The 21480-nt window shown below is 67.7% G+C and carries 27 protein-coding genes and 2 pseudogenes; 13 read left to right on the top strand and 16 right to left on the bottom strand.

Annotated features, from left to right (window positions below; genetic code table 11):
* Positions 1 to 40: 40 nt before the first annotated feature.
* Positions 41 to 232 (bottom strand): annotated as a pseudogene (locus AC07DC_RS32020) (IS5/IS1182 family transposase); the annotation flags it as partial.
* Positions 233 to 320: 88 nt separating this feature from the next.
* On the opposite strand from AC07DC_RS32020, the gene AC07DC_RS32015 reads away from it, so the two are divergent.
* From AC07DC_RS32015 to AC07DC_RS32005, 3 genes are all read left to right on the top strand, one after another.
* Positions 321 to 1565, top strand: coding sequence for an acyltransferase family protein (locus AC07DC_RS32015; RefSeq protein ID WP_478917979.1), 1245 nt, complete (start codon positions 321 to 323; stop codon positions 1563 to 1565).
* A 111-nt stretch (positions 1566 to 1676) separates the two neighbouring features.
* Complete coding sequence (locus AC07DC_RS32010) at positions 1677 to 2015, top strand: hypothetical protein (protein WP_478917978.1); 339 nt, start codon at positions 1677 to 1679, stop codon at positions 2013 to 2015.
* Positions 2016 to 2879: 864 nt separating this feature from the next.
* Positions 2880 to 3275, top strand: a complete 396-nt coding sequence (locus AC07DC_RS32005; RefSeq protein ID WP_478917977.1) for a cupredoxin domain-containing protein — start codon at positions 2880 to 2882, stop codon at positions 3273 to 3275.
* Between the two features lie 228 nt (positions 3276 to 3503).
* Here the strand turns inward: AC07DC_RS32005 and AC07DC_RS32000 are convergent, their stop codons facing one another.
* From AC07DC_RS32000 to AC07DC_RS31950, 11 genes are all read right to left on the bottom strand, one after another.
* Positions 3504 to 3713, bottom strand: a complete 210-nt coding sequence (locus tag AC07DC_RS32000; RefSeq protein ID WP_478917976.1) for a hypothetical protein — start codon at positions 3711 to 3713, stop codon at positions 3504 to 3506.
* 517 nt (positions 3714 to 4230) lie between these two features.
* Positions 4231 to 4398 carry a hydrophobic protein gene (locus AC07DC_RS31995; protein ID WP_478917975.1) on the bottom strand — a complete coding sequence of 56 codons (168 nt, stop codon included), beginning with the start codon at positions 4396 to 4398 and terminating at the stop codon, positions 4231 to 4233.
* 202 nt (positions 4399 to 4600) lie between these two features.
* Complete coding sequence (locus tag AC07DC_RS31990; protein ID WP_478917974.1) at positions 4601 to 5149, bottom strand: hypothetical protein; 549 nt, start codon at positions 5147 to 5149, stop codon at positions 4601 to 4603.
* A gap of 214 nt (positions 5150 to 5363) precedes the next feature.
* The gene (locus AC07DC_RS31985; RefSeq protein WP_478917973.1) at positions 5364 to 5777 is read right to left on the bottom strand and encodes a gas vesicle protein K; all 414 of its coding nucleotides are present in this window, start codon (positions 5775 to 5777) and stop codon (positions 5364 to 5366) included.
* The gene (locus AC07DC_RS31980) at positions 5767 to 5997 is read right to left on the bottom strand and encodes a gas vesicle protein (protein WP_478918001.1); all 231 of its coding nucleotides are present in this window, start codon (positions 5995 to 5997) and stop codon (positions 5767 to 5769) included. The genes AC07DC_RS31985 and AC07DC_RS31980 overlap by 11 nt, the downstream gene beginning before the upstream one ends.
* Positions 5998 to 6011: 14 nt before the next feature.
* Positions 6012 to 6800, bottom strand: coding sequence for a GvpL/GvpF family gas vesicle protein (locus tag AC07DC_RS31975; protein ID WP_478917972.1), 789 nt, complete (start codon positions 6798 to 6800; stop codon positions 6012 to 6014).
* Positions 6797 to 7240, bottom strand: a complete 444-nt coding sequence (locus AC07DC_RS31970; RefSeq protein ID WP_478917971.1) for a gas vesicle protein — start codon at positions 7238 to 7240, stop codon at positions 6797 to 6799. Before AC07DC_RS31970 ends, AC07DC_RS31975 begins: the two co-directional genes overlap by 4 nt.
* A gap of 52 nt (positions 7241 to 7292) precedes the next feature.
* Entirely contained in the window at positions 7293 to 7544 is a 252-nt protein-coding gene (locus AC07DC_RS31965) for a gas vesicle protein GvpG (RefSeq protein ID WP_478917970.1), read from the bottom strand.
* 14 nt (positions 7545 to 7558) lie between these two features.
* Positions 7559 to 8272 (bottom strand): GvpL/GvpF family gas vesicle protein, encoded by a 714-nt coding sequence (locus AC07DC_RS31960; protein ID WP_478917969.1) that lies wholly within the window; start codon positions 8270 to 8272, stop codon positions 7559 to 7561.
* 1 nt (position 8273) lies between these two features.
* Entirely contained in the window at positions 8274 to 8711 is a 438-nt protein-coding gene (locus tag AC07DC_RS31955) for a gas vesicle structural protein GvpA (RefSeq protein ID WP_478917968.1), read from the bottom strand.
* A gap of 66 nt (positions 8712 to 8777) precedes the next feature.
* Entirely contained in the window at positions 8778 to 9161 is a 384-nt protein-coding gene (locus AC07DC_RS31950) for a gas vesicle protein GvpO (protein ID WP_478917967.1), read from the bottom strand.
* 531 nt (positions 9162 to 9692) lie between these two features.
* Between AC07DC_RS31950 and AC07DC_RS31945 the strand changes: the two genes are divergently transcribed.
* From AC07DC_RS31945 to AC07DC_RS31935, 3 genes are all read left to right on the top strand, one after another.
* A complete protein-coding gene (locus AC07DC_RS31945) occupies positions 9693 to 10577 on the top strand; it encodes a histone protein (protein WP_478917966.1) in 885 nt (294 codons plus the stop codon).
* Between the two features lie 3 nt (positions 10578 to 10580).
* Entirely contained in the window at positions 10581 to 11585 is a 1005-nt protein-coding gene (locus AC07DC_RS31940; RefSeq protein ID WP_478917965.1) for an SRPBCC family protein, read from the top strand.
* 183 nt (positions 11586 to 11768) lie between these two features.
* Entirely contained in the window at positions 11769 to 11942 is a 174-nt protein-coding gene (locus AC07DC_RS31935) for a CsbD family protein (RefSeq protein ID WP_478918000.1), read from the top strand.
* A 390-nt stretch (positions 11943 to 12332) separates the two neighbouring features.
* On the opposite strand, the gene AC07DC_RS31930 is transcribed toward AC07DC_RS31935, so the two are convergent.
* The 4 genes from AC07DC_RS31930 to AC07DC_RS31915 all read right to left on the bottom strand — a co-directional run bounded on the left by AC07DC_RS31930 (position 12333) and on the right by AC07DC_RS31915 (position 15434).
* Positions 12333 to 12665: a transposase gene (locus AC07DC_RS31930; protein WP_478917964.1), complete on the bottom strand. Its 333-nt coding sequence runs from the start codon at positions 12663 to 12665 to the stop codon at positions 12333 to 12335.
* Positions 12666 to 12748: 83 nt separating this feature from the next.
* Positions 12749 to 14086 carry a serine/threonine-protein kinase gene (locus AC07DC_RS31925; RefSeq protein WP_478917963.1) on the bottom strand — a complete coding sequence of 446 codons (1338 nt, stop codon included), beginning with the start codon at positions 14084 to 14086 and terminating at the stop codon, positions 12749 to 12751.
* A gap of 248 nt (positions 14087 to 14334) precedes the next feature.
* The gene (locus AC07DC_RS31920; RefSeq protein WP_478917962.1) at positions 14335 to 14460 is read right to left on the bottom strand and encodes a hypothetical protein; all 126 of its coding nucleotides are present in this window, start codon (positions 14458 to 14460) and stop codon (positions 14335 to 14337) included.
* A 314-nt stretch (positions 14461 to 14774) separates the two neighbouring features.
* Positions 14775 to 15434 (bottom strand): type III effector protein, encoded by a 660-nt coding sequence (locus tag AC07DC_RS31915; protein ID WP_478917961.1) that lies wholly within the window; start codon positions 15432 to 15434, stop codon positions 14775 to 14777.
* Positions 15435 to 15564: 130 nt separating this feature from the next.
* Between AC07DC_RS31915 and AC07DC_RS31910 the strand changes: the two genes are divergently transcribed.
* The 7 genes and pseudogenes from AC07DC_RS31910 (at position 15565) to AC07DC_RS31880 (ending at position 21478) form a co-directional block, all read left to right on the top strand.
* Positions 15565 to 15999 carry an Hsp20/alpha crystallin family protein gene (locus tag AC07DC_RS31910; protein WP_478917960.1) on the top strand — a complete coding sequence of 145 codons (435 nt, stop codon included), beginning with the start codon at positions 15565 to 15567 and terminating at the stop codon, positions 15997 to 15999.
* 120 nt (positions 16000 to 16119) lie between these two features.
* Positions 16120 to 16501: pseudogene (locus AC07DC_RS31905) on the top strand (DUF2267 domain-containing protein); the annotation flags it as partial.
* A gap of 164 nt (positions 16502 to 16665) precedes the next feature.
* The gene (locus AC07DC_RS31900; protein WP_478917959.1) at positions 16666 to 17061 is read left to right on the top strand and encodes a DUF2267 domain-containing protein; all 396 of its coding nucleotides are present in this window, start codon (positions 16666 to 16668) and stop codon (positions 17059 to 17061) included.
* A gap of 575 nt (positions 17062 to 17636) precedes the next feature.
* The gene (locus tag AC07DC_RS31895) at positions 17637 to 18704 is read left to right on the top strand and encodes an RNA polymerase sigma factor (RefSeq protein ID WP_478917958.1); all 1068 of its coding nucleotides are present in this window, start codon (positions 17637 to 17639) and stop codon (positions 18702 to 18704) included.
* A gap of 205 nt (positions 18705 to 18909) precedes the next feature.
* Positions 18910 to 19881 (top strand): ABC transporter ATP-binding protein, encoded by a 972-nt coding sequence (locus tag AC07DC_RS31890; RefSeq protein ID WP_478917957.1) that lies wholly within the window; start codon positions 18910 to 18912, stop codon positions 19879 to 19881.
* A complete protein-coding gene (locus AC07DC_RS31885; RefSeq protein WP_478917956.1) occupies positions 19878 to 20648 on the top strand; it encodes an MlaE family ABC transporter permease in 771 nt (256 codons plus the stop codon). The genes AC07DC_RS31890 and AC07DC_RS31885 overlap by 4 nt, the downstream gene beginning before the upstream one ends.
* 2 nt (positions 20649 to 20650) lie before the next feature.
* Complete coding sequence (locus tag AC07DC_RS31880) at positions 20651 to 21478, top strand: MlaE family ABC transporter permease (protein ID WP_478917955.1); 828 nt, start codon at positions 20651 to 20653, stop codon at positions 21476 to 21478.
* The last annotated feature ends 2 nt before the right edge of the window (positions 21479 to 21480 follow it).

The raw sequence follows: 21480 nt of genomic DNA, 5'->3' as shown, positions 1-21480 counted from the left end.
AGCCGACAGCGGACCCCCGGCCGGGTCCCACGCCTCGTGCCTTCGCAGACGCGGCGATTGTGCGATCCCAAGTGGGCGCGAGAGTTCCGTCCTGGATCAGCATCGCCAGAAGCGACGCGACGTGGTCGATGACGCGGTCTGGGGACTCTTCGAGCCCCGAGCAACGGCCGAACTGCCGCATTGTCAGGTCTGTCCGCCAGTAGGTGGCGACCAGTAACACCCGATCCTCCACAAGCGAGGACCCGCAGCCGACGCACCGTCGTCACGGCGCGGCCCCTTCACCACGCAGGCCCCTGGGTAGCCGTTCGGCAAGGAGCACAATGCGCCATCATGACGCCCTTTTGTCACGTTTTGTTCGGTCGCGGGGCACAGTCTCCGACCTCTTCTCCGGCCGCAACAACAGCCTGGGCCTGCTGCGGCTGCTGCTGGCTTTCGCCGTGGTTGTCTCCCACGCGCGAATCCTGGGATTCGGAGACCGCGAGTTCGGTTACGCATTCTCCGGCGGACAGATCGACCTCGGATCCATGGCTGTGTTCGGATTCTTCGTCCTGTCAGGCCTCCTGATAACGCGCAGTGGAAATCGGCTCCCCGTCGGGCGCTTTCTGTGGCACCGCGCGCTTCGACTGCTGCCAGGCCTGTGGGTCTGCCTCGTTGTTACCGCTCTTGTCGTGGCCCCACTCCTGTACTGGCGCCAGCACGACAGCACCGCCGGCTTCTGGCATCACCCCCATGGACCCCTCGCCTACCTGCGGGCGAACTGGGCCATCGGCATCGATCAATGGGGCATCTCTGGCGTCATGGAAACAGCCCATGCCAAAGGCCTTGCCTTCAACGACGCCTTCGACGGGTCCCTGTGGTCGCTCAAGTACGAGGTGTTGTGCTACCTCGGGGTGGCGCTGCTCGCCCTTACCGGATCCCTGACCCGCGCCCGACGCGCCGTCCTTGCGGTGACCGTGCTCCTCGGCTGGCTCGTCCTGAGCGACGCGATCGGGAACCGGTACATTTCCGGAGCCCCCGCCGCGAAGCACGGCGGGCTCTTCGACGTTCCGCTGATGGGCGTCCTCGACGTGGACTGGGTGGTCTACCTGGGCTCCGCCTTCGCTCTGGGCGCGTTGATCGAGCTGTACAAGGAGCGAGTCCCGATCAGCGACCCGCTCGGCGTACTTGCCGCCGCAGCACTTCTCGTCACCCTTCGCTACGGCTACTTCTTCGCCCTAGCGGTTCCGGCCTTCGCCTATCTACTGCTGTGGCTGGCCATCCGGCTGCCGAAGCCGTTCCAGCGAATAGGCCGCAACCACGACTACTCGTACGGCATTTACATCTACGGCTTCGTCGTGGAACAAGCCCTCACCGCGCTCGGTGGCGCACGCTGGGGCTTCGTCGCCTACCTGGCACTTGCCCTGGGCGGCACGCTGATCGCAGCGGTCGCCTCCTGGCACCTGGTGGAACGCCCGGCCATGCGGCTGAAGGACCGCGGAAACTGCCGCAGCATGGTGCGCGCCGACACGACCCCACAGCTCGAAACCCATCTCACTGCGCATCCCGCGCCCGCACCCGTACCCTGACCCGCACTCTCACAAGGTGCGAACGCGGTGGCTGGCCGGGTGCCGGCGCTGCGGGGTGCGCCGGCCGGTGTGGGGTCACAAGTCCTCCCCGATACTTACGGAGGCCCATGCGTGGCCCTTGGCCGCCTTGCGGGCCGGGGGAACGACGAGTTCGCTCCCGGCCCGGCTGCGGGGTGGTCCACCTTCCACGCCGGCGACCGCCAGGACTCGCCGGGCCTGCGCCGCGGGGTGGTGCAGCGGCGCGACGGTACCGAGGAACGGGCTTATGGCAAGAGCCTGGGCGCGGGCCAGGGCTCCGGCGGCTTCGACGCAACGCAATGGCAGGACAAGGTCGACGCAGCCGGCGGTGATCTGGCGGCCGCGGTGAAGGCGTGGCTGGTCGACACCGGTCGCCTGCAACCCGATGCCGTCATCACCCATCTGGAGATCCGCGACTGGAAGAGCGACTGACGACAACCCGGCCGAGCACTTCAGTTGGCATGTGTGCAGTTCAGTTGGCACTGTGGGCGCGGGCTTCTTGCGGTGTCAGATTGCACGGGTGGGACGGTTGCGGGGCGGCACGATGGTGGGGCGGCAAGCGTGTGGACAGGCCAGGAGTGGGAGCACTGGGAGACGCTGCCCGAGGGACACGACGACGTCACCTGCTCCACCTACGTCCTGACAATCCTTCCTCCATGAGGCCATCGCGGGGAGTGGGCGTGTTCTGGCGATGTTGCAGCGCCGGACGCCGCAGGCGGCAGGTGGCCGGCCGAGGCCGCCGCCGGCAAGCTCGGCGCCGTGCCCCCCGCGGTGGCGACTCTCCTCGCCACCGCGAGGGCTCAGCACGCCGACATTCCCAGGGCGTGGAACGCGGTACTGACCGGTGCCGGTCACCCGCCGTCACTGGCGTGCCGCTGCCCAATCAAGCCGACATCACAGCTGCCCTTGGCAAGGCCACCGGCATCGGCGTGGCCGCACGTGCCCTGTGCGGCCTGGAGGACCAGGCTGCGCAGACCTGCCTATTCGTGGCCTACGACGTCACCAGCCCGGTCGGCATCAGCGCCGCCGCCGTCGGGGCCAGGAACGCGGCGATCCTGAACTTCGTCCTGGGCCAGTACCCCCTCCCTGACGACTTCCGGACCGTCGACAAGCCGGGACCACCACCTGACGGTGTAGCGGCGCGCCAACCATCGGGTGTCGCCCTTCACCTGGTACCAAGACCGAGGTACCCGCCCATCTCGCAGCGGACTCATCCGGGGCCGGTCGTGCCCGGACGAGGCTGCTGACCTCTTCGCCCCCACACCCTCCGCTTCTCCCGAAAGGCTGGGCCTGCGTATGACCGCGATCCGAGTACATCACCAGCGGGCACGCACGGCTGTCGCCGGCGCCGCGTGCGCGCTACTGGCGCTCACCGCCTGCTCCAGTTCCAGTGGCAGATCACCGTCCACCAGCGCGCCGGCTTCCCAGCCCGCAGGCGGAGCGGCACAGATCGTCATCAAGGACTTCTCGTTCAGCCCGGCATCGCTGACCGTCGCCCCGGGCACAGTCGTCACCGTCAAGAACGAGGACCAGACCGCCCACACCGCCACGGCCACCGGATCCAAAGCCTTCGACACCGGCACCATCGCCGGCGGCAGGACCGCGACCTTCAAAGCCCCCGCGACCGCCGGAACCTACGACTACATCTGCAACATCCACCGGTACATGAAGGGCAAGCTCACCGTTGGCTGATGCACCCTTGGCACACTCGGGCCGCCGGATCCGACCAATGAGGACCAGCCATGACGACTGTCACCATGCCCGGCGGTGCCCGCCGCACTGCGGGGCGCCTGCCGGATCGCCGCCGCAGCGGGCCTGGTCGCCGACGCCTACGTCCACGCGAAACTCGCCGACCAGTACGACGCTGTGACGGCGACCATCAGCCAAGGCGCCTTGTTCCGAGTCGAGGCGGGCCTTGCTTCATTGGCCGCCCTGCTCGTCCTTGCCTGGCGGCGCCCGCCCGCCGACATCTTCGCGTGGCTCGTCGCCGCAGGCGGGCTCGCCGCCCTCTTGCTGTACCGCTACGTCGATGTCGGTGGGCTCGGACCATTGCCCGACATGTACGAACCCATCTGGTCGTACGACAAGAAACTCAGCGCGGCCGCCCAGCTCATCACCATCGTCGGCCACCACCGTCCTCCTGCTCACCCACCGCCTCCGTTCGGCCTCGACACCCACCTCCGAGTGACGGTCAGAACCTTGAGGCCTTGGCGACGCAAACGCCATCGGTCCCCGCGCCATAGCGACCTGCGGCTCCCGGAAGCCGCAGTATCGGTGACCTCGCGCTCGCATGTCCCGGTCGACCTCGCACGAGCTGCGAGCGGCGGCCTTGGCCGGCTGACGCGGCGGCGGGACCGGGACGGCACCGCGAGCGTTCCGCGGCAGGTGACCACGCCGACGGCGGCCCGAGCACAGGATCAGCGCACAGCGCGCCAACCACCATGCCGGAAGCGGGCGACGGACAGGACGAGAGCGGCAACCAGCACTTCGATGACAGCAGGTGGAACAGTCCGTGAGCGACCGCGCCGAGATCGCCGAGCGCGATCGCCAGCAGGATCAGCAGCAGCGCCCAGACCATCACGGAGGGCTCCAGCCGTGTCAGCGACCCGCCATGCACTCAGTGTGGGCGCGGACGGTCGCTGGGCTGTCACCAGCGGTACCAGCGGGCCCTGCCGGAACCGGAGCCGCTGCGGACCAGGAAGCCGATCAGCCACAGGACCAATGCGGCCAGCGCGATCCACCACAGCACGTGGACGGCGAATCCGACGCCGAAGAGGACGACGACGATGAGCAGGACGAATAGAAGAGCAAGCATTGCGTTCACCTCTCTGGGAAGCGAGTGCCCAGATTCTGTGCTGATATGCGGAAATACCGATGTCTCGCGTGGTTTGTCGTGCGGCCGCGAGATCGGGAAATCCGCACGGCCGGCACCGGACGGGGCCCTGCCGAGCGGCGCCCAGCCGGATGCGCACGTATCCAGCGCACGACCGCGCCGTCGCCGAGGCCACCGCCCGGTATCAGGGCCACACGGTTGTCGGAGAACCATGGTCCGCACCACCGGCCGGAGTGTCCCCGGGGCCGAGGACGATGGCGCTGATCGCCTGATGCCATTCGTTGAGAGTGTCGGCCTGTTCTCGGGCCCGCTCCGCGAGGCGGTCCAGCTCTTCCGGGTTCAGGCGGTCGTCTTCGTCGGCAAGGGAGCGCAGCGCCCGCCACACCGCGATCTTGCCCTCGACGCCGGTGCGCATCATTTCCAGCTCGATCAGGTCGCTCAGCGGTGAGCGGCGTATCAGGGTCCCGTTGGGCTTGAGACGGCCGAGCCGCTCACCCGCGAGGCCGAGCCAGGTGCGGTAGCGGCGTACGGGCACGCCGAGGCGGTTCATGAGCCGGATGAGGTCGTCCCGGTCCTCCTCGACATCGCGGGCCAGTCGTCGGAGCTCGGCGGCGCGGCCACTGTCGGCGTGGGTGTCGGCCATGCGGTGGGCGAGCGCAGCGCCGCCGAAGGCGCCGGTCAGGTGATCGTTCAGGTAGATGCTCAGAGGCTCGACCAAGAGTTGGGGAGACATCGTGGGCCCTCCGATAGAGCGGGCTGATCAGGACTGCCGAGTGGCCGGCATGGGCGGGGGATACCGGGAGTCCGAGCGGCATTGTGGTGTTCTTCCATCGTGCCTTGCACCGCCTGTGGCCGCCCGCCCAGCGGCGCCCGGTGCCCGGCCGCGGGCATGCTTGGCGTCGTGGGTTCAGCCCCTTACTGCCCAGGAGGAAGCAGGTGCGCACCGGTCACGTCTGCCCAGAGGGCGGAAGCAGGGTGCCGAGGGGGCCGAGGTCCAGGTTGAGGTCTTCCATGGTCAGGCCGTAACGGGTGCAGAGCTCGGACATGCGGTTGTGCAGGGCCATGAGCGTTGCTCCCAGCCGCTCTTCCTGTTCGTCCGTGAGGTCGCCGACATCGACGCGGTGGAGGGCCTGGCGCTCCATGAGTTGGCGGAGGAGTTCGACGATGGTCAGGACGAGTTTCATCAGGTCCCGCTCGACCGTTTCTTCGTCGGTGGTGATCCTGTGCGGTGCCCCGGTGGATGCATGCGTGGCCGGGAACGGGTTGTTCCGCGGGGTTGTCGGCAGCAGCTGGAACGCGCGGGTTGCCGCGTCGGCGACTTCGTCGAGGCGGTTCGCGGGCCGGCGGCTGTCATCGGTCATGGGCGTCTCGCCGTGGGGGCGCCCCGGCGTTCCAGGGGGCGGGGTTCTGTTCGCTGATGGACACGATGAGCGCCCTGAGTGAGACGCGGACGAGGTCGATGTCCGCGATGGACAGGACGATGTCTCCGGTGAGGACCACGCCGTCGCTGAGCAACCGGTCCAGCAGATCGATGAGTGCTACCTGCCGTTGGGGCATCGGCGCTGCGGATCGTGCCTGCATGGCATCGGGTGTGGTCACGGTGCCGTCTCCTGTGCCTGGTAGGTCGTGAAGGAGTACGGGGCCCATGGACCGGTGACTTCGACATGGACACCGGTCAGGCCGTCGGTCGCGTGCCGGACAGCGGTGCGGAATGGCTCGGTGCGGTCCAGAGGTACGAGGTAGGCGTCGTTGGCGACATTCACGCCCGGGCCGACGGCGAGCTGGCCTTCCTGCGGCCTGTGGCGTACACGGTCGACGGCATAGGCGCGGGCAGCCGTTTCGATCCGTTCGGCAGCCCGCTCAGCCGTCTGGTAGGCGTCCTGTCGTGAGTCCCGTTGTGCCCGTTTCTGATGCAGGTAGGCGCGCCCGGAACTGGGCTCCGGGTCGGGAGGAGGTGAGGGCGTCGTCGGTGGGTCGACATAGAGCTTGACGCCCCACTCCATGTGATCGGCCAGGTGCGACAACTGCTCGTCGAACACGGCCTGCCGGTCGTCGAGCATGCTGCGGACCCGATGGTCGTCGAGGTACACCGTCGCCAGGCGCAGGGGGAGGACGGTGGTGCAGGCCGCGATCGCCTCGACCACGTTATGGTGCGCGCGGGCGAGGCCCTCCAGCCACGCAAGGTCTTCGAGATGCCGACGAAGCGCGCCTTCCTCGAAGTCCTCCTCGGGCACGGGACTGACAACGGCCACCACTTCTCCGCCAGGCATCGCCTCCACGAGGTGCACGGGAGATCCGGCCACGCCGACGACCCCGCGCAGCGTGTCCGCCAAGCCACCGGCATTCCTGGCCACGGCATATGTGTACGTGACCGGCTCGGTCATTCCTCACCTCCCGCGGCAGGCCGGGAGCGGGGCGCCGCCCTCTTGTTGCGCCCTGCGCGGCGGGCGGCGGGGCGCTCGTTCGTGTCCTCACCCGTGGTCAGGGCCGCGGTGCCGGAACGTAGCGATTCGATCTCCTCGCGAAGACGCCGGTTCTCGGCCTCGAGCGAGGGCGCGCGCTCGGCACGGGAGGAGAGCGAGGGATCATGCTCCCACCAGTCGATGCCCATCTCCTTGGCCTTGTCGACCGAGGCGATCAGCAAGCGCAGCTTGATCGTGAGCAATTCGATGTCGAGAAGGTTGATCTGGATGTCGCCGGCGATGACGATTCCCTTGTCCAGGACGCGTTCCAGTATGTCGGCGAGGCTGGACGAGGACTGGCCGTAGGGCGGGGCGGACCGGGAAGGAAAGGAGCCAAGCCGGTTGGCGATGGGATCTGTCACGGCTTGTCGGCCTCCTTCTGTCGGGCTGACAGCGGGTGCTCGGCGATGCTGGTCAGCTCTCCGTGCTGTTCCGGTGGGCTCTGATCTCGTCGAGGCGGTCGAGGAGCTCGTCCTCGCGACGGTCGAAGGTTTCCTCGTCGATCTCTCCGGCGAGGAGCGCCTTCTCCAGTTCGGCGAGTTCCCGTTCGATGGGCGCAGGATCGTAGTACTCGTCCTCGGCGACTTCAACGACGCGTTCCATGACCCAGATGGTGCCGCGAACGGGTGCCAGGGGAAGGGTCAGGATCTGAGTGAGCAGGCCCACGAGGATTCCCTCCTTCACACGAAGCTGTAGACGGGCAGCGGGCCGTGCATGCGGAAGTCGAACTCGTCGCCCAGTTCGTTGGTGATCCCCTTCTCAGCGGCGAGAAACTGCTTCTGGTGTTGCTGGTCAACCAGGAAGGAGATGTTCAGGAAGTCGTCTCCGGTCGGATCGGAAGATCGCTCCTGGCGGGCGTACGGGCTCAATGCCTCGGTGATTCCGGCCGCCAGAGCCTGGTGGCGGGCCTGGACCTCTTGGTGGACGAGTTCGCCGAGGGCCAGTGGCAGGTCGGGGCTGGTGTCACCGGCCTTGATGGCGTCGTTGAGCCGCTGGGCTTCGGGCGATTCCGCGAGGATCTGACGTAGCAGCACATCTTCGTCGATGGCTGCTCTGAGGTGGTACTCGGCACAACCTTCCAACTCCGTCAGGCGTTGCCCGTACTCCTCGCGCCGCTCCTCGAGCGCCGACCGCACAGAGTCGTCGTCCGGGGCGGTGAGGCCGAAGCGCAGCGGAAGGACCGTGCCGCCAGCCATGAGTCGTTCCTGGACGGCTTGGTGGGCGGCGAGGTCGCGGCGTTTGGGCCGCAGGCCATCGGGCGCGTTGCTCACGATGGCGCTGAGCGGACCGGCTCCCACCGAGCGCAGCTGAGCCGGAGGATCGCCGACACCTGTGAGACCGTCCAGCGGCTTGGGGTGGGTGGCGGCGGTGATGGAGTAGACGTACACGGCCATGTCATTCCTCCCGTCGCCGGGTGGGCCGCCGGGTGGGCCTCTTGCGTCTCGGCGCGGGCTCCTTGTCCTCGTCGTCCTCTTCGCGCCCCCCCTTGAGGGAGTCGGTGACGGCCTCGACGGCGCCGCTGAGCGCACCCTTGCTCTTGCCCCGTGCTCCGTCTTCGGTGATTTCTCCGACCACGTCGGTGAGCTGGGCCGGTTGTTTGTTTCCGGATTCCAGGTCGAGACGGTTGCACGCCTCGGCGAAGCGCAGATAGGTGTCGACGCTGGCGACGACGATCCGAATGTCGATCTTGAGGATTTCGATGCCGACCAGGGACACGCGGACGAAGACGTCGATGACCAGGCCGCGGTCCAGGATCAGTTCGAGAACGTCATAGAGATTTCCGGTGTTCCCGCTCCTGGAAACACCTGCTGTGCTCTGCGGCACCACAGTCACGGTGACTCCCTTCGCCGGCCCGCGGCTGTGACGGGGGTGACCGTCTGCCCGTCGGCCGCTGGGCCCTCACATACGCCGATCGATCTGCCCACGGGTGTAGCGGCGGAGCCGCTCGTACCCGACGAGCTCGCCATCCTCGTCGAGGGTCACCCGGTAGCTGGCCATCACACTGGTCGTATCGGGGATGCGTTCCAGTTCAACCACCTCCACGTCTGCCTCCCAGCCGTCCTCGGTGGGCTTCAGCGCCGACACGGATTCCGGCTCGCGACCCAAGAGTTCCGACAGCTGCCCGGCCGCGTAGCGCATGGCTTTCGGTGCCGAGACCCGACGGTGTGGGCGCCGTACCTCGCTGGACCTGCGGCTGCCCTCGCTTGTGCGGGCCGCGGACGTACGTCTGGAACCAGACGTAGATTTCCGGGCGCCACTGCCACTGTCCTTCGCTGCGGCCATGTTCCCTCTCCGGACTCGGAGACGTACTTCTGACGTGCTGCGTGTACTGGGCTGCTGTCGGCGCAGCTTTTATCATAATATCAGGCGGTTTGTGCTCGTCGAGGTGAGGATCTAAGACGCTCTGCCGCGTCATCTGCTGGATCCGAGCACGGGGACGCACACGCCGTCCCTCCGCCTCTGGACCGCCTCGGCGGTGGGACGGTGGGCCGGCGCCCGTGAGGTTGGCCGCCCCGCATGCGCCTACGTCCGCGTTGAGCCAAACTGGTGGTACGGAGCGCCAGTGCGGAAACCGCGCGGAGGGTGCTCGCGGCCGTACGGTGTGCGCCGCCTGCGGATTTTCGTGCGGTGCCATGCAATCGAGGCGGCACATAGTCGCTCGGGTGGCAACTGGTCGGGTCGCTTGTGGGCGCAGTTCGCCGTGGTTCCCGGCCGTTCCGGGTTTGGCGTCAGACCCCTCCGTGTTGTGCGTAAGGCACCTCCGTGTTGTGCCCCTCCGGCCGAAGGGGCACTGGGCCCGGAAGGAATGACCTCATGAAAGACACCGCCAAAGTCGCCCTCGCGGCCGCCGTCGCTGGCGGTTACGTGCTCGGACGTGCAAAGAAGGGGCGGCTAGCGTTCGCCGTTGCGACCTATCTCGCGGGCCGCCGGTTCGGGCTCGATCCGCGTCAGCTCGCCACCGAGGGGCTCCGTCGACTCGGCGAGGTGCCGCAGGTGGCGGAGCTGAACGAACAGGTCCGGGGAGAATTGCTCGAAGCCGGTAAGCACGCGGTGGCGGCCGCGGCCGACCGCCGTATCGGGGAGTTCGCGGACACACTGAGAGAACGCAGCCTCAACATCGGCAAACCGAAGCCCCAGGACGAGGAGGAAGAGGAAGAGGAGGAGCCGTACGACGAGGAGGAGGACTACGAGCCGCAGGATGAGGAGGCGGAAGAGGACGAAGAGGAGCAAGGCCTGGACGAGGAGGAACCGGAAGAGGACGAAACCGAGGCCGAGGAGGAACCGCGCAGCGAGCGGCCGACCCGACGACGCCGCGCCGGTCCCAAGGCTGACGAGGACCGTCCTCGCCGACGTTCCACCGCCCCGCAGGCCGCGTCGAAGAAGTCCCCGGCCGCGCGTAAGCCGGCGAAGAAGGCCACACCAGCGAAGAAGGCAACTTCAGGGGCGAAGAAGGCCCCGGCAAAGAAGGCCCCGGCAAAGAAGGCCCCGGCAAAGAAGGCGCCCCCCGCCAAACGGTCGACGGCCCGCTCCGCCCCGTCCAAAACCGCAGCATCCAAGGGCACGAGAAAGAAGACGGCAGCACCGGCGAAGAAGGCCCCGGCCAAGAAGGGCCCGGCGAAGAAGGCCTCGGCCAAGAGGGCCTCATCGAGCAAGACCGCCGCAGCCAAGACATCCACGCGGTCCACTCGGCGGAGGTAGATCATGGCCAGGACGAAACAGGAGCCCCCCGAGGTCTCAGGTATCGACCGACTGCGGGAAGAAGCCGTCAACTACCTCGGCGCCCAGCTGGAACACCTGGTGGAGAAGGCAGGCGACAAGGTATCCGACCTCACCGACCAACTCGACGATGTCGTGGAGAACGGCGGAGCCCTGCCCAAGGTGGGCGCTCGCGTCCTGCAGGGCGACTCACCGCTCAAGGCGCTCGTCGGTGAGAAGGCGAAGAGCGTCAAGGACAACGTCGTTGGCAAGGTGAGTGAGACCTTCGGAGGCGGGGGCAAATCCGGCCGCAAGGCCGGAAAGAAGGTCATCAACATCGTCGAGACCCTCGACATCGGTATGCCCGTGCGGACTGTGTACGACCATTGGACGCAGTACGAGGAGTTCAGCGAATTCACCAAAGGCGTGCGCAGTGTCTCGCAGGGCGACGAAGTGACCACCGACTGGAAGGTCAAGGTCGGGCCCTCGACCCGCAGCTGGAAAGCGACTGTCCAGGAGCAGGTACCCGACGAACGAATCGTCTGGACGTCCGAAGGTGCCAAGGGCGCCACCCACGGGGCGGTGAGCTTCCACGAACTGGCCCCGACTCTCACCCGCGTCGTCCTCGTGGTCGAGTACTACCCCTCGGGATTCTTTGAGAAGACCGGGAACATCTGGCGAGCCCAGGGCCGCCGTATGCGTCTGGACTTCAAGAACTTCCAGCGGCACGTATCCCTTACCGACGATGAGGCGGAGGGCTGGCGCGGTGAGATCCGCGACGGCGAGGTCGTCCGCACCCACGAAGAGGCGATCGAGGAAGAGGAAGCGGCTGAGAGCGATCAGGCCGAGGACGAGTACGAGGACGAGGAGCAAGAGCCGGAAGACGAGTACGAAGACGAAGACGAGGGCGAAGAAGCCGACGACGAGTACGAGGACGAAGAGGAAGACGATCGGGACGTTGAAGACGACGAAGACGACGAAGAGGAGTACTACGAAGAGGACGAAGGATGAGCGACCGCCGGCTCTCGCTCCGCGCGCCGGCCATGGCGTCGGGGTGACCCGGGCGTAGAAGCACGAGCAGCATCCGAAGCGGAACCGAGCTGCCAGGGATCTCGTTGGTCAGGATTGTGTGTGAATACGAGGAAAGTGGTGATACGAGGAATGACCGCAGAATAGATGGTGCAGGAGGAAACCATGGGTGCTGGAAAGAAGATCAAGCACACCACCAAGGCGGCGAAGGGGAAGGTCAAGGAGGAGACCGGCAAGGCTGTCGGCAACGAGAGCCTTGTGGTCAAGGGCAAGGCAGAGCAGGCCAAGGGAGACGCAGCGCAGGCTGGCCAGAAGGCGAAGGACGCCTTGAAGCACTAGAAGAAGTCGCCGCCCCGCCCGGGTCACCCTGCGGAGGGCCGCAAGCTGCCGCTGCCAGAAGGTACGCAGCGGTAGCCGTCTGTAAGCGTGCTCGAAGCCAAGTAGGGTGGCCCGCCCTTGCCGGGGCATCCCCCGGAGTGCAGCTCTGGAATTTCGGGCGGGCCGGGGTTGCGTCGGCCGTGCCTCGATGTCGCGGGGGCGCAGGAGACCGTGCCCCCTGTTGTGGGCGCGCGCTGCGTCGTGGTCGTCACTCTATGCGAGGGGGGCGTTTATCGGGCCGTCGACGGCCAGCTGACAGCCGCAGGTCATGCGGTCTCCATCACTGGGTCGGCGGCGTGCTTCAGTCCGCGCTCTCGGAGATCATTTCCAAGAGCGCGGAGGTTTTTCTCATCACCTCGAGTGCGGCCTTGTTCCGGGCCAGGCACTTCGCAGCTGCTCGACCTGCTGCCGCAGCTTCTCGTGCTCCACCTCCGCGGCGGACTTCTTCGCACGCGCCGGACTCGTCCGGCGGTCGACCAGGCCTTCCAGGGCTCCGGCGTCCCGGGCGGCCCGCCATTCCTTGACATGCGAGTGGTGCAGGCGTTCCCGGCGCAGGACCGCGCCCTTCTCGTTCCCGGGCGCGGCATCGTACTCGGCGACGATCCGCAGTGTGTACTCCGAGGTGAAGGTACGACGCTTCGGCCTCGGCGCCGGGTCAGACCCGACAGGCTCGGTGCTTGGCATACGGGGCGATTCTCCTGTCGTGCCCTCTCAGGCTAACTCCGCAGAGCGGGACGTCTCACCCAAGGCTGACAGAGAGGGGGCCGTCAGAGTTCCGCCCCCGTAGTGCTGTCGGGTGCCTCCTTCGGCGTTTTGCTGGGTTTGCCGTGAGGCTTCTCCTTGCCCTTTCCGTGCTCTTCCCCGGGGTTCTGGCCGTCGTCGCCGGCCCCCGCAGTCCGGGTGGTAGGGGTGATGGCGTCGGCCCGGGGGTCTGGCAGCGGGGCGGGTGTGGACGTGGCCGGGGACGCGTGTGCCGGAGCGCCTGTCGGCGTGGAAGGAGGAGTTGTCGCCTGGCCGGAGGACAGGGAAGCCGACGCCGGATCGGGTCCGCGCCTGGTGTCCGGGGAGGCGCTGTCGTCGAGGGCCGATAGGGTCCAGGCCGCTCCAGCGCCGGTCAGGAGGATGGCAGCCAGACCCACGGACAGAACGCGGCGTGGTCTTCCCTTGCGGGGGATGGGCGACGGGGGAGCGGCGGAGGAAGAGAGGCTGACGACGCCCTGTCCGGTAGCCGTGCGGACATCAAGGTCAGCTGTAGTTGTTGCAGTCAGGGCGCCCGCTTCGGTAGCGGCGCGGAGAAGTTCGGCGCAGTGGTTGGCGTCGGGTCGCGAGGCGGCGTCCGCATCCATCATGGCCTTGATGATGAGCCCCAGCCCAACGGGCACGCGGTCTGGTGTGATGTCCGGGGGACGCAAGAGGCGGGGCATTCCAGCCTCTGGGGGAGCCCCCCAATATTCCTTCTTGCCTTTGAGTGCTTCGAGCAGGACCAGACCGAGAGCGTAGACGTCGGAGGCAGGTGCGGAGCCGTCGCCACGGACCTGTTCGGGTGCCATGTAGGCGAGCGTGCCGACGAGGGTGCCTGGTTCTGTGCGGGTGGGCTCGTCCGTGAGGCGGGATATCCCGAAGTCGGCGAGGTAGGGGGTGTTGTCGGTGTTGAGGAGGATGTTGGAGGGTTTGATGTCGCGGTGGACTATTCCTGCCGCGTGTACGTGGGCCAGGGCGGAGGCCAGGTGGGCGCCGAGCTGGGCGACTTGGGGCGCTGTCATAGGGCCTATACAGCTGATGTGCTGGCGCAACGTGGTGCCCTGGACGAGTTGCATGACCACGTAGGGGGCGCCGTCCTGGTGGTTGGCGTCGTAGACCGTGACGAGTGAAGGGTGGTGGAGGCCGCCGAGTAACGTCGCCTCGGTGCAGAAGCGTTCGGCCGTCACTGCGCTGGAACCGGGGCGGAACATCTTGACTGCCACCTGGCGCCGCAGCCGCAGATCCGTTCCCTGGAAGACGTCGGCGGTGCCGCCGGCGCCCAGTTGCCGGTCCAGACGGTACCGGTTACCAAGAATGCGCTGCGGCCCATCGCTCGGACGGCGGGCGCCTGGTAAATCGGCCATCTTGCTCCCTCTCCCTGATTTGCCAACACTAGTAGTTCGCCTACCCAGCCGCCCGACCCGGCAACATATCCACTGCGGCGCGAACTGCCGTGCAGCCCCGGCATGGCACCTCGGGATCAGCACTGCTGGCTTCGACAAGGATCAGTACAAGCAGCAGCGCGATGTCGTCGAGCGGACGATCACCTCTTCGGACTCTCAGACGTCCATTACGAACCACACAGTGGGGCTGGGCCCGGCGGAGTGGGACATCAAGCCGGGCACCGCCAGTCGGACCGTTTCTTGAGTTCGCCACGTCCGCCGGTCGGGTTGTTGGTGACCTGCTCGTACTGAGCCTGTGTTACGCCCGGGTAGTCAAGGACGATGATGATCGGCATGGTGACGTCCCACTTTCGAATGGTTGCTGAGGCTGCTCTCAGCTGAGCAGAACGCGAACCGAGACGCTCGGGGAACACCACCAGCCGGAGGTACGCGTCAGTCAGCCGGACCGGGGGCCGACGCGCACGGGGCAGCGCGAACCGGCCGCACACCACGCGCCTGACCTCGGACGTCCTCCCGCAGGGTGAGGCTCCCCCATTACCTTCTTGCTGGCCCCGCAATGGGGCTCCCGGACCTTCGGGCCCGGCATGACTGCTCCCCCTGTTGAACTCGGACAGCCGGGCAAGTATGACCGGGAAGATGGGAGATCAGGTCAGTGGTGGTCGTTGCTGTCGTTGCTGTCGCGGCGGAGTTGGTCGGTGCGGCGGGTGATGCTGTGGATGCGGGTGGCGAGGTCGGGGTGTTTGGGCTGGAGGTAGGTGCACGCAGCTGTGAGCGGGTCGAGGAGGTGGGTGGCGTCGTTGTGCGCGAGGGCGGCGACGAGTTGAGCGAGGGGAGTGCGGGCACGGGCGGGCAGGTCGGTGAGGGTGGTGATCTGTCCGGCGAGTTGGCGCAGCTCGGCTGCGTTGTCCCGGGCCCAGGAGGTGACAGTGCGGTCCGCCGCACGGCGGTTGCGGGTGGCTTGTACGCGTTCTTCGCCGGTGGTTCCGGGGGTTCCGGGGCGTACGCGCAGGTAGCGCCGCTCGGCTGCCTGGCGGCTGGCGACGCCGAGAGGGTGGGCGAGTTCGGCCCAGCTGGCGCCCGCATCACGTGCCGCTTCAATGAGGGATGGTTCCCATCCGGCGAGCTGGTTGCGCAGCTCGCGCAGCAATAGCAGGGCAGCCAGGGCGTGCCCGACACTGGCGTCCCCGGTCTGCGGCGACTGCCCGGGCTGAGGGGTCTGAGCAGTGTGGACGGCTTCGTTGATCACGTCCAGGGCGGTCGCGGCTGCTAGAAGGGAAGAGGGGTAGCTGGGCTGATCGGGGACGGTCATGAACGTTCCTCTCGCGAATGTCACCCTTCTGATGACATCGTTCTTGTCATCGTTTGGATGACATGTTACAACGGAAGCACGTTGAAGCGCATTGGCAGTTTCTGCCTGAACCAACTGGAGGTGTTTCGCGATGTTGATGCGCACTGACCCGTTCCGCGAGATGGACCGAATCGTCCAGCAGCTGACGGGAACGTCCGGGACCTGGTCGAAGCCGGCAGCCATGCCGATGGACGCCTACCGTGCCGGCGACGAGTACGTCATCGCCTTTGACCTGCCTGGCGCGGAGAAGGACGCGATCGACATCGACGTCGAGCGGAACATGCTCACCGTGCGGGCCGAGCGCCGCCCCGTCGCGAAGAAGGCCGACGTACAGGTGGAGCTCTCCGAGCGGCCGCTGGGCGTCTTCTCCCGCCAGGTGATGCTCGCCGACACCCTGGACACCGAGCACATCCAGGCGGACTACGACGCGGGTGTCCTGACCCTGCGCATCCCGATCGCCGAGCGCGCCAAGCCTCGCAAGATCTCCATCGGCGGCCAGACCACCCATCAGCAGATCAGCAGCTGACCGGATTCCAGCCGACGGACCGCGGCGCGGAGGACGGGACGCGAATCGCCCCCTGTCCGGTCCTCCGCACCGCGTAGCCGCACCCGCACCCTTGCGAAGGGGGCTGTGGTGGTCATGTGATGGGAAGCGTTCCTCGACCAGGTCCAGGATTGCGGCGAGTACCGCACCCGCAGAAAGTCGAACAGGCAGCACGTACCGTTCCGGCTCGGCTGGGCGCGCACCTGGCCGGTGATGTTCGGGCCGATCTGGCCGCCCGACTCCCGGAAACATTCGCTGTGATCCTGCTCAATCCCTTGCAGGCAGCCGAACCATTTCTCCCGAGCGGTTCGTGCGGGCCACTGCGGCCTGGATCGAGGGCTCCACGGAGCAAACAGCGGCCTGGGACGTCAGCGCAGTGCTGAGCGTGAGCGCCGATGCAGCGGGCGAGGACCTCACCGCCCGTGTGCTGCTGCAGCTGCCCGCCTACCACAACCTGCTGCTCGGCCGCCCCCAGCACACCTGAGGACCTCGGGTATGGGGCGGCCCGCCGGCTTCCTTGCACGACCACCACGGCCGTTACCCGCAGCAACGGGCGTCCACACCGAGAACGCCCCAGGACGAGAAAGGTAACTACTGATGTTTCACCACCCGGAACCGGAACCAATGCCGGCCCCTGCCATGCCAGGCATGACGTTCGAGCAGATGCTGGAGCGGATCAGGTATGAAGGCGCGTACTCCACTCAGCAGCGGGCCGAACAAACCCTGCATGCAGTCCTGAAGGTTCTCGGACAGCAGCTCACCGGCGACGAACGTGTCGACCTCGCCGCCCGCCTCCCCGTCGAGGCTGCACTCACCCTCACGGCCCAGATCCCCCTTCTCGAACCCTGTGACGGATGGGGCTTCGTCAGCGACCTTGCCGTCCGCACCGGCGGCAGTCCCGCCACCGCTCGTTGGGACACCGGCGCCGTCCTGACCATCGTCGCCGACCTAGCCGGCCCGAACCTCCTCGACCGCATCCTGGCCCAACTGCCCCCCGGCTACGCCCTCCTGTTCGGCCGCGCAGAACTCATGCGAGCCGTCTGACGCCTAGATACGGGTCGTTCCCGCTCGGCTCGGGGAACACTTCACCGGGCGTGGCAGATCGGTTGCCTCGATCATCCGGACCGGGTCGGCGTTCTCGCTGTGCGCGGGTGGCGGCTGGCGGCCAGGTCGCGGGCGAAGGCTCGGAAGGCGTCTGCGGTGTCTTTCGGCAGCAGCGGTTTGCCTTCCGGGCTGGGCGGTCCGCGCGGCAGCAGAGGACGTGGGTGGCCGCCGTTCCCGTCCCGAGCAGCCGGCGACCCTCACGGCGCAGGCTGGGACGCGGGTCCCGGTCCGCCCAGCCGAACCTGCGGGCACCTCGGCGAAGCAGGCGAGCACCGTGTGGCTGCGGAAGGGCAGCCAGGACACGGGACCCGACTCGGGTTCGCTGCGTGCGTGTCGCGCCGCCGGATTCCGGCCGCCCGGGGTCCGGGCCCGATTCGCACCGGCTGCCCCCTCCCCAGCAGGTGTACCCGGCGGTAATGTCGGCACCCGCCAGAGACCCTTATGATCTCCGCCCGGTATCGAGCGGGGTGATTAGGGGGCTCGGGTTCTGATCTTGACACCGCGAAGGGGCCCTCATGTCGACGGATATGCATCGCGCGCATTCGGACGGACCGGATGGCAGCTCGGACGAGCGATGGCAGCGCATGTGGAGCCACCGTGAGCAGCTGCTGAAGGTGGCGCGCCGCCGGTCGATGAGTATCGAGGACGCCGAGGACGCCGTACACGAGGCGATGCTCCGCGCCGTGGAGAACCGGCACGTCGACGGGGACCGGCTGGGCGCGTGGCTGACGACGGTGACGATGCGCCTGTGTGTCGACCGGTACCGGCAGGTCAACCGGGAGGCTGAGGTGCGGAGCCGTTCGACGCTGGCCCCCGGCCCGGTCCCTGTCGAGGAAGCGGTGTGTGATCGCGCCGAGGCCAGGTGGCTGGCGAGGCAGAGCGTGGAGCTGCCCGCCCGGCAGGCGGAGGCACTGAGACTCAAGTCGGAGGACTTGGACGTCGGACAGGTCGCCCGCGAGATGGGTCTGAGTTATCAGGCGGTCGAGTCACTGCTCGCGCGGGCCCGGCGGACGTTGCGGAACTCGCTCGCGGGCACGCTGGCCGCCGCTGTGTGGGTGTGGGGCCGCCGGCCACGGACGGGCGGGAGCGCGCAGGTGGTCGCCCTGGTTTCCACCACGGCGGCGCTGGCCGTTCTCGGGCTGGCCCTTCCCTACGGGGGTGACGCGGACAGCCCCGCCACTTCGCGGTCCGTGCCGTCCCGGACGGTCGGCTCTGCCACTCCGGAGCACGACGAGGCGATACCTCCGGCGTCGGCTGCTCCGTCCCCTCCGGCCGCTGAGCGGGACGCCGGGAGACCGACAGGCCCTGGGGACGCGCCGTCGGGCGCGCCGTCGATACGCCCGGACGTTCAGCTTCCGACGTTGCCGGTGCCGCCCGCCCTGCGGCTTCCACCGGTACCGAGCGTACCCAGCGTGCCGTCTGTGCCGCCGATCCCGCGGGTCGCGTCCGTTCTGCCGCAGCTGCCGCCTTCGCGGGTACCGCTGGTTTCCTCCGCGTCACAGGTCACGCGGGCCCCGTCCGTTCTGCCGACGCCGGGCACAGACCCCCTCCCCACCAGCGACGCACCGCTGCCCCCGCGCTGAAAACCCACGACGATCCGCGCCGTAGAACTCCACCGGAGAACTCCGCCGCAGAACCTCGCCAAAAAAATCTTCCCTTTCCCGCGACGGACGCGCCGCCCGCCCCCGTAGAGCAGATGAGCTGCCGGGTGTGCGGGCCCACTCCCCCGTAAAGTCCGCGCACCCGGCTTGCTCACCCTCGTTCGTCCGTGGCTGAAGGGTGTCGTAGATGGGTGTCGAGATCTGTGTGGAAGGGTTGACGAAATCCTTCGGCCACCAGGTCATCTGGCAGGACGTCTCGCTGACGCTGCCCGCCGGGGAGATATCGGTCATGCTCGGCCCCTCGGGTACGGGCAAGTCGGTGTTCCTGAAGACGCTCGTCGGCCTGCTGAAGCCGGAGCGCGGTTCGATCACGATCGCGGGTCAGGACATCACGCGGCTCCGCGAGCACGACCTGTACGAAGTACGGAAGCTGTTCGGCGTGCTCTTCCAGGACGGCGCCCTGTTCGGCTCGATGAGCCTGTACGACAACATCGCTTTTCCGCTGCGGGAGCACACCCGCAAGCCGGAGAGCGAGGTCAGGCGGATCGTGCTCGAGAAGATGGACATGGTCGGCCTGATCGGCGCCGAGGAGAAACTGCCCGGCGAGATCTCCGGAGGCATGCGCAAGCGGGCCGGGCTGGCGCGGGCGCTGGTGCTCGACCCGGAAATCATCCTGTTCGACGAGCCCGACTCGGGCCTGGACCCGGTACGGGTGGCGTATCTGAACCAACTGATCGTGGACCTGAACGCACAGATCGACGCGACGTTCCTGATCGTCACCCACGACATCGCGTCCGCCCGGCAGGTGCCGGACAACATCGGGCTGCTGTTCCGCCGCGAACTGGTGATGTTCGGCCCCCGCGAGGAGCTGCTGGCCAGTGACGAACCGGTCGTCGGCCAGTTCCTCAACGGCCGGATGCAGGGCCCGATCGGGATGGCCGAGGAGAAGGACGCGGTCCAGGTCGAGCAGGAACTGGCCGAGCTCGGCGCCGGTCACCACCGCGGCCCGAAGGGCGGCAAGGGCGCGTCCGGCGGGGGCGTGACCCCGCGCCTGCTGCCCAGCCCCGGCGTCCCGCGCCCGCCCCGCTGGCAGGCGATCGCCGCACACGAGGCACAGCTGCATCCTGAGCGGAATCCACAGGAGGTGGCAGGCGCGTGAGTCTTTCGCCAAAGGCCGGCCTCGGCCATGCGGGCAGCCTGTTCGCACTGGCGCTGGACGTCATCCGGGCACTGCCGCGCCGGCCCTTCCAGGCACGGGAGTTCATCCAGCAGGCCTGGTTCATCGCCAGCGTCACGATCCTGCCGACCGCGCTGGTCTCCATCCCCTTCGGCGCTGTGATCGCCCTGCAGATCGGCAGCCTGACCCGGCAGCTCGGCGCGCAGTCCTTCGCCGGAGCCGCCTCGGTACTGGCGGTCCTGCGGGAGGCTTCGCCGATCGTGACCGCACTGCTCATCGCCGGGGCCGGCGGCTCCGCGATCTGCGCGGATCTCGGGGCTCGCAAGATCCGCGAGGAGATCGACGCCATGGAAGTACTCGGCATCAACCCGGTCCACCGGCTGGTGGTGCCCCGGGTACTGGCCTCCATGGTCGTCGCCGTGCTGCTCAACGGGCTGGTCTCGGTGGTCGGGGTGGCCGGTGGCTACTTCTTCAACGTGATCCTCCAGAACGGCACGCCCGGAGCGTATCTGGCCTCCTTCACGACCCTCGCCCAGCTGCCCGACCTCTACGCGGCCGAACTCAAGGCGCTGGTCTTCGGTGCCATCGCCGCGATCGTCGCCGCGCACAAGGGCCTGACCGCCAAAGGCGGCCCGAAGGGTGTTGGCGACGCGGTGAACCAGTCCGTGGTCATCACCTTCATGTTGCTCTTCGTGACCAACTTCGTGATGACCGCGGTCTACTTCCAAGTCGTTCCGCAGAGGGGATAGCGATGGCGCTCATCGATCGTTTGCTCGCGCGCCCGCTCAGCTCCCTGGAGGAGCTCGGGGGACAGCTGTCCTTCTACGGGCGCTCGCTGGCCTGGACCGGCCGCACGCTGCGCCGCTACAAGAAGGAGGTGCTGCGGCTGCTGGCCGAGGTGAGCTTCGGCCGCGGAGCACTGGCCGTCGTCGGCGGCACCGTCGGGGTCATCGCGTTCCTGGCCTTCTTCACCGGCACCGAGGTCGGCCTCCAGGGGTACGCCGCACTCAACCAGCTGGGTACGTCCAACTTCATGGCGTTCCTGTCCGCCTACTTCAACACCCGCGAGATCGCACCGCTGGTGTCCGGCCTCGCCCTGTCCGCCACCGTCGGCGCCGGATTCACCGCCCAACTCGGCGCGATGCGGATCAGCGAGGAGGTCGACGCCCTCGAAGTGATGGGCATCCCCTCGCTGCCGTTCCTGGTCACCACCAGAATGATCGCCGGGTTTATCGCGGTGATCCCGTTGTACGTGGTCGGTCTGCTCTCCTCCTACCTCGCGGCCCGGACCATCACCACCGATTACTACGGCCAGTCGACCGGCACCTACGACCACTACTTCCACCAGTACCTTCCGCCCACCGACGTGCTGTGGTCGTTCGGCAAGGTGATCGTCTTCGCCGTCGTGATCATCCTTGTGCACTGCTACTACGGCTACCACGCGAAGGGAGGCCCGGCGGGAGTCGGCGTCGCCGTGGGCCGGGCGGTGCGTACGTCCATCGTCGCCATCAACATCCTCGACTTCTTCCTCAGCCTGGCGATCTGGGGAGCCAGCACGACCGTAAGGATCGCGGGGTAGCA

Source organism: Streptomyces sp. NPDC045021, from assembly GCF_056432645.1.
Note: the sequence above shows the minus strand (reverse complement) of the source record. Positions and strands in the feature narration are given on the sequence as shown.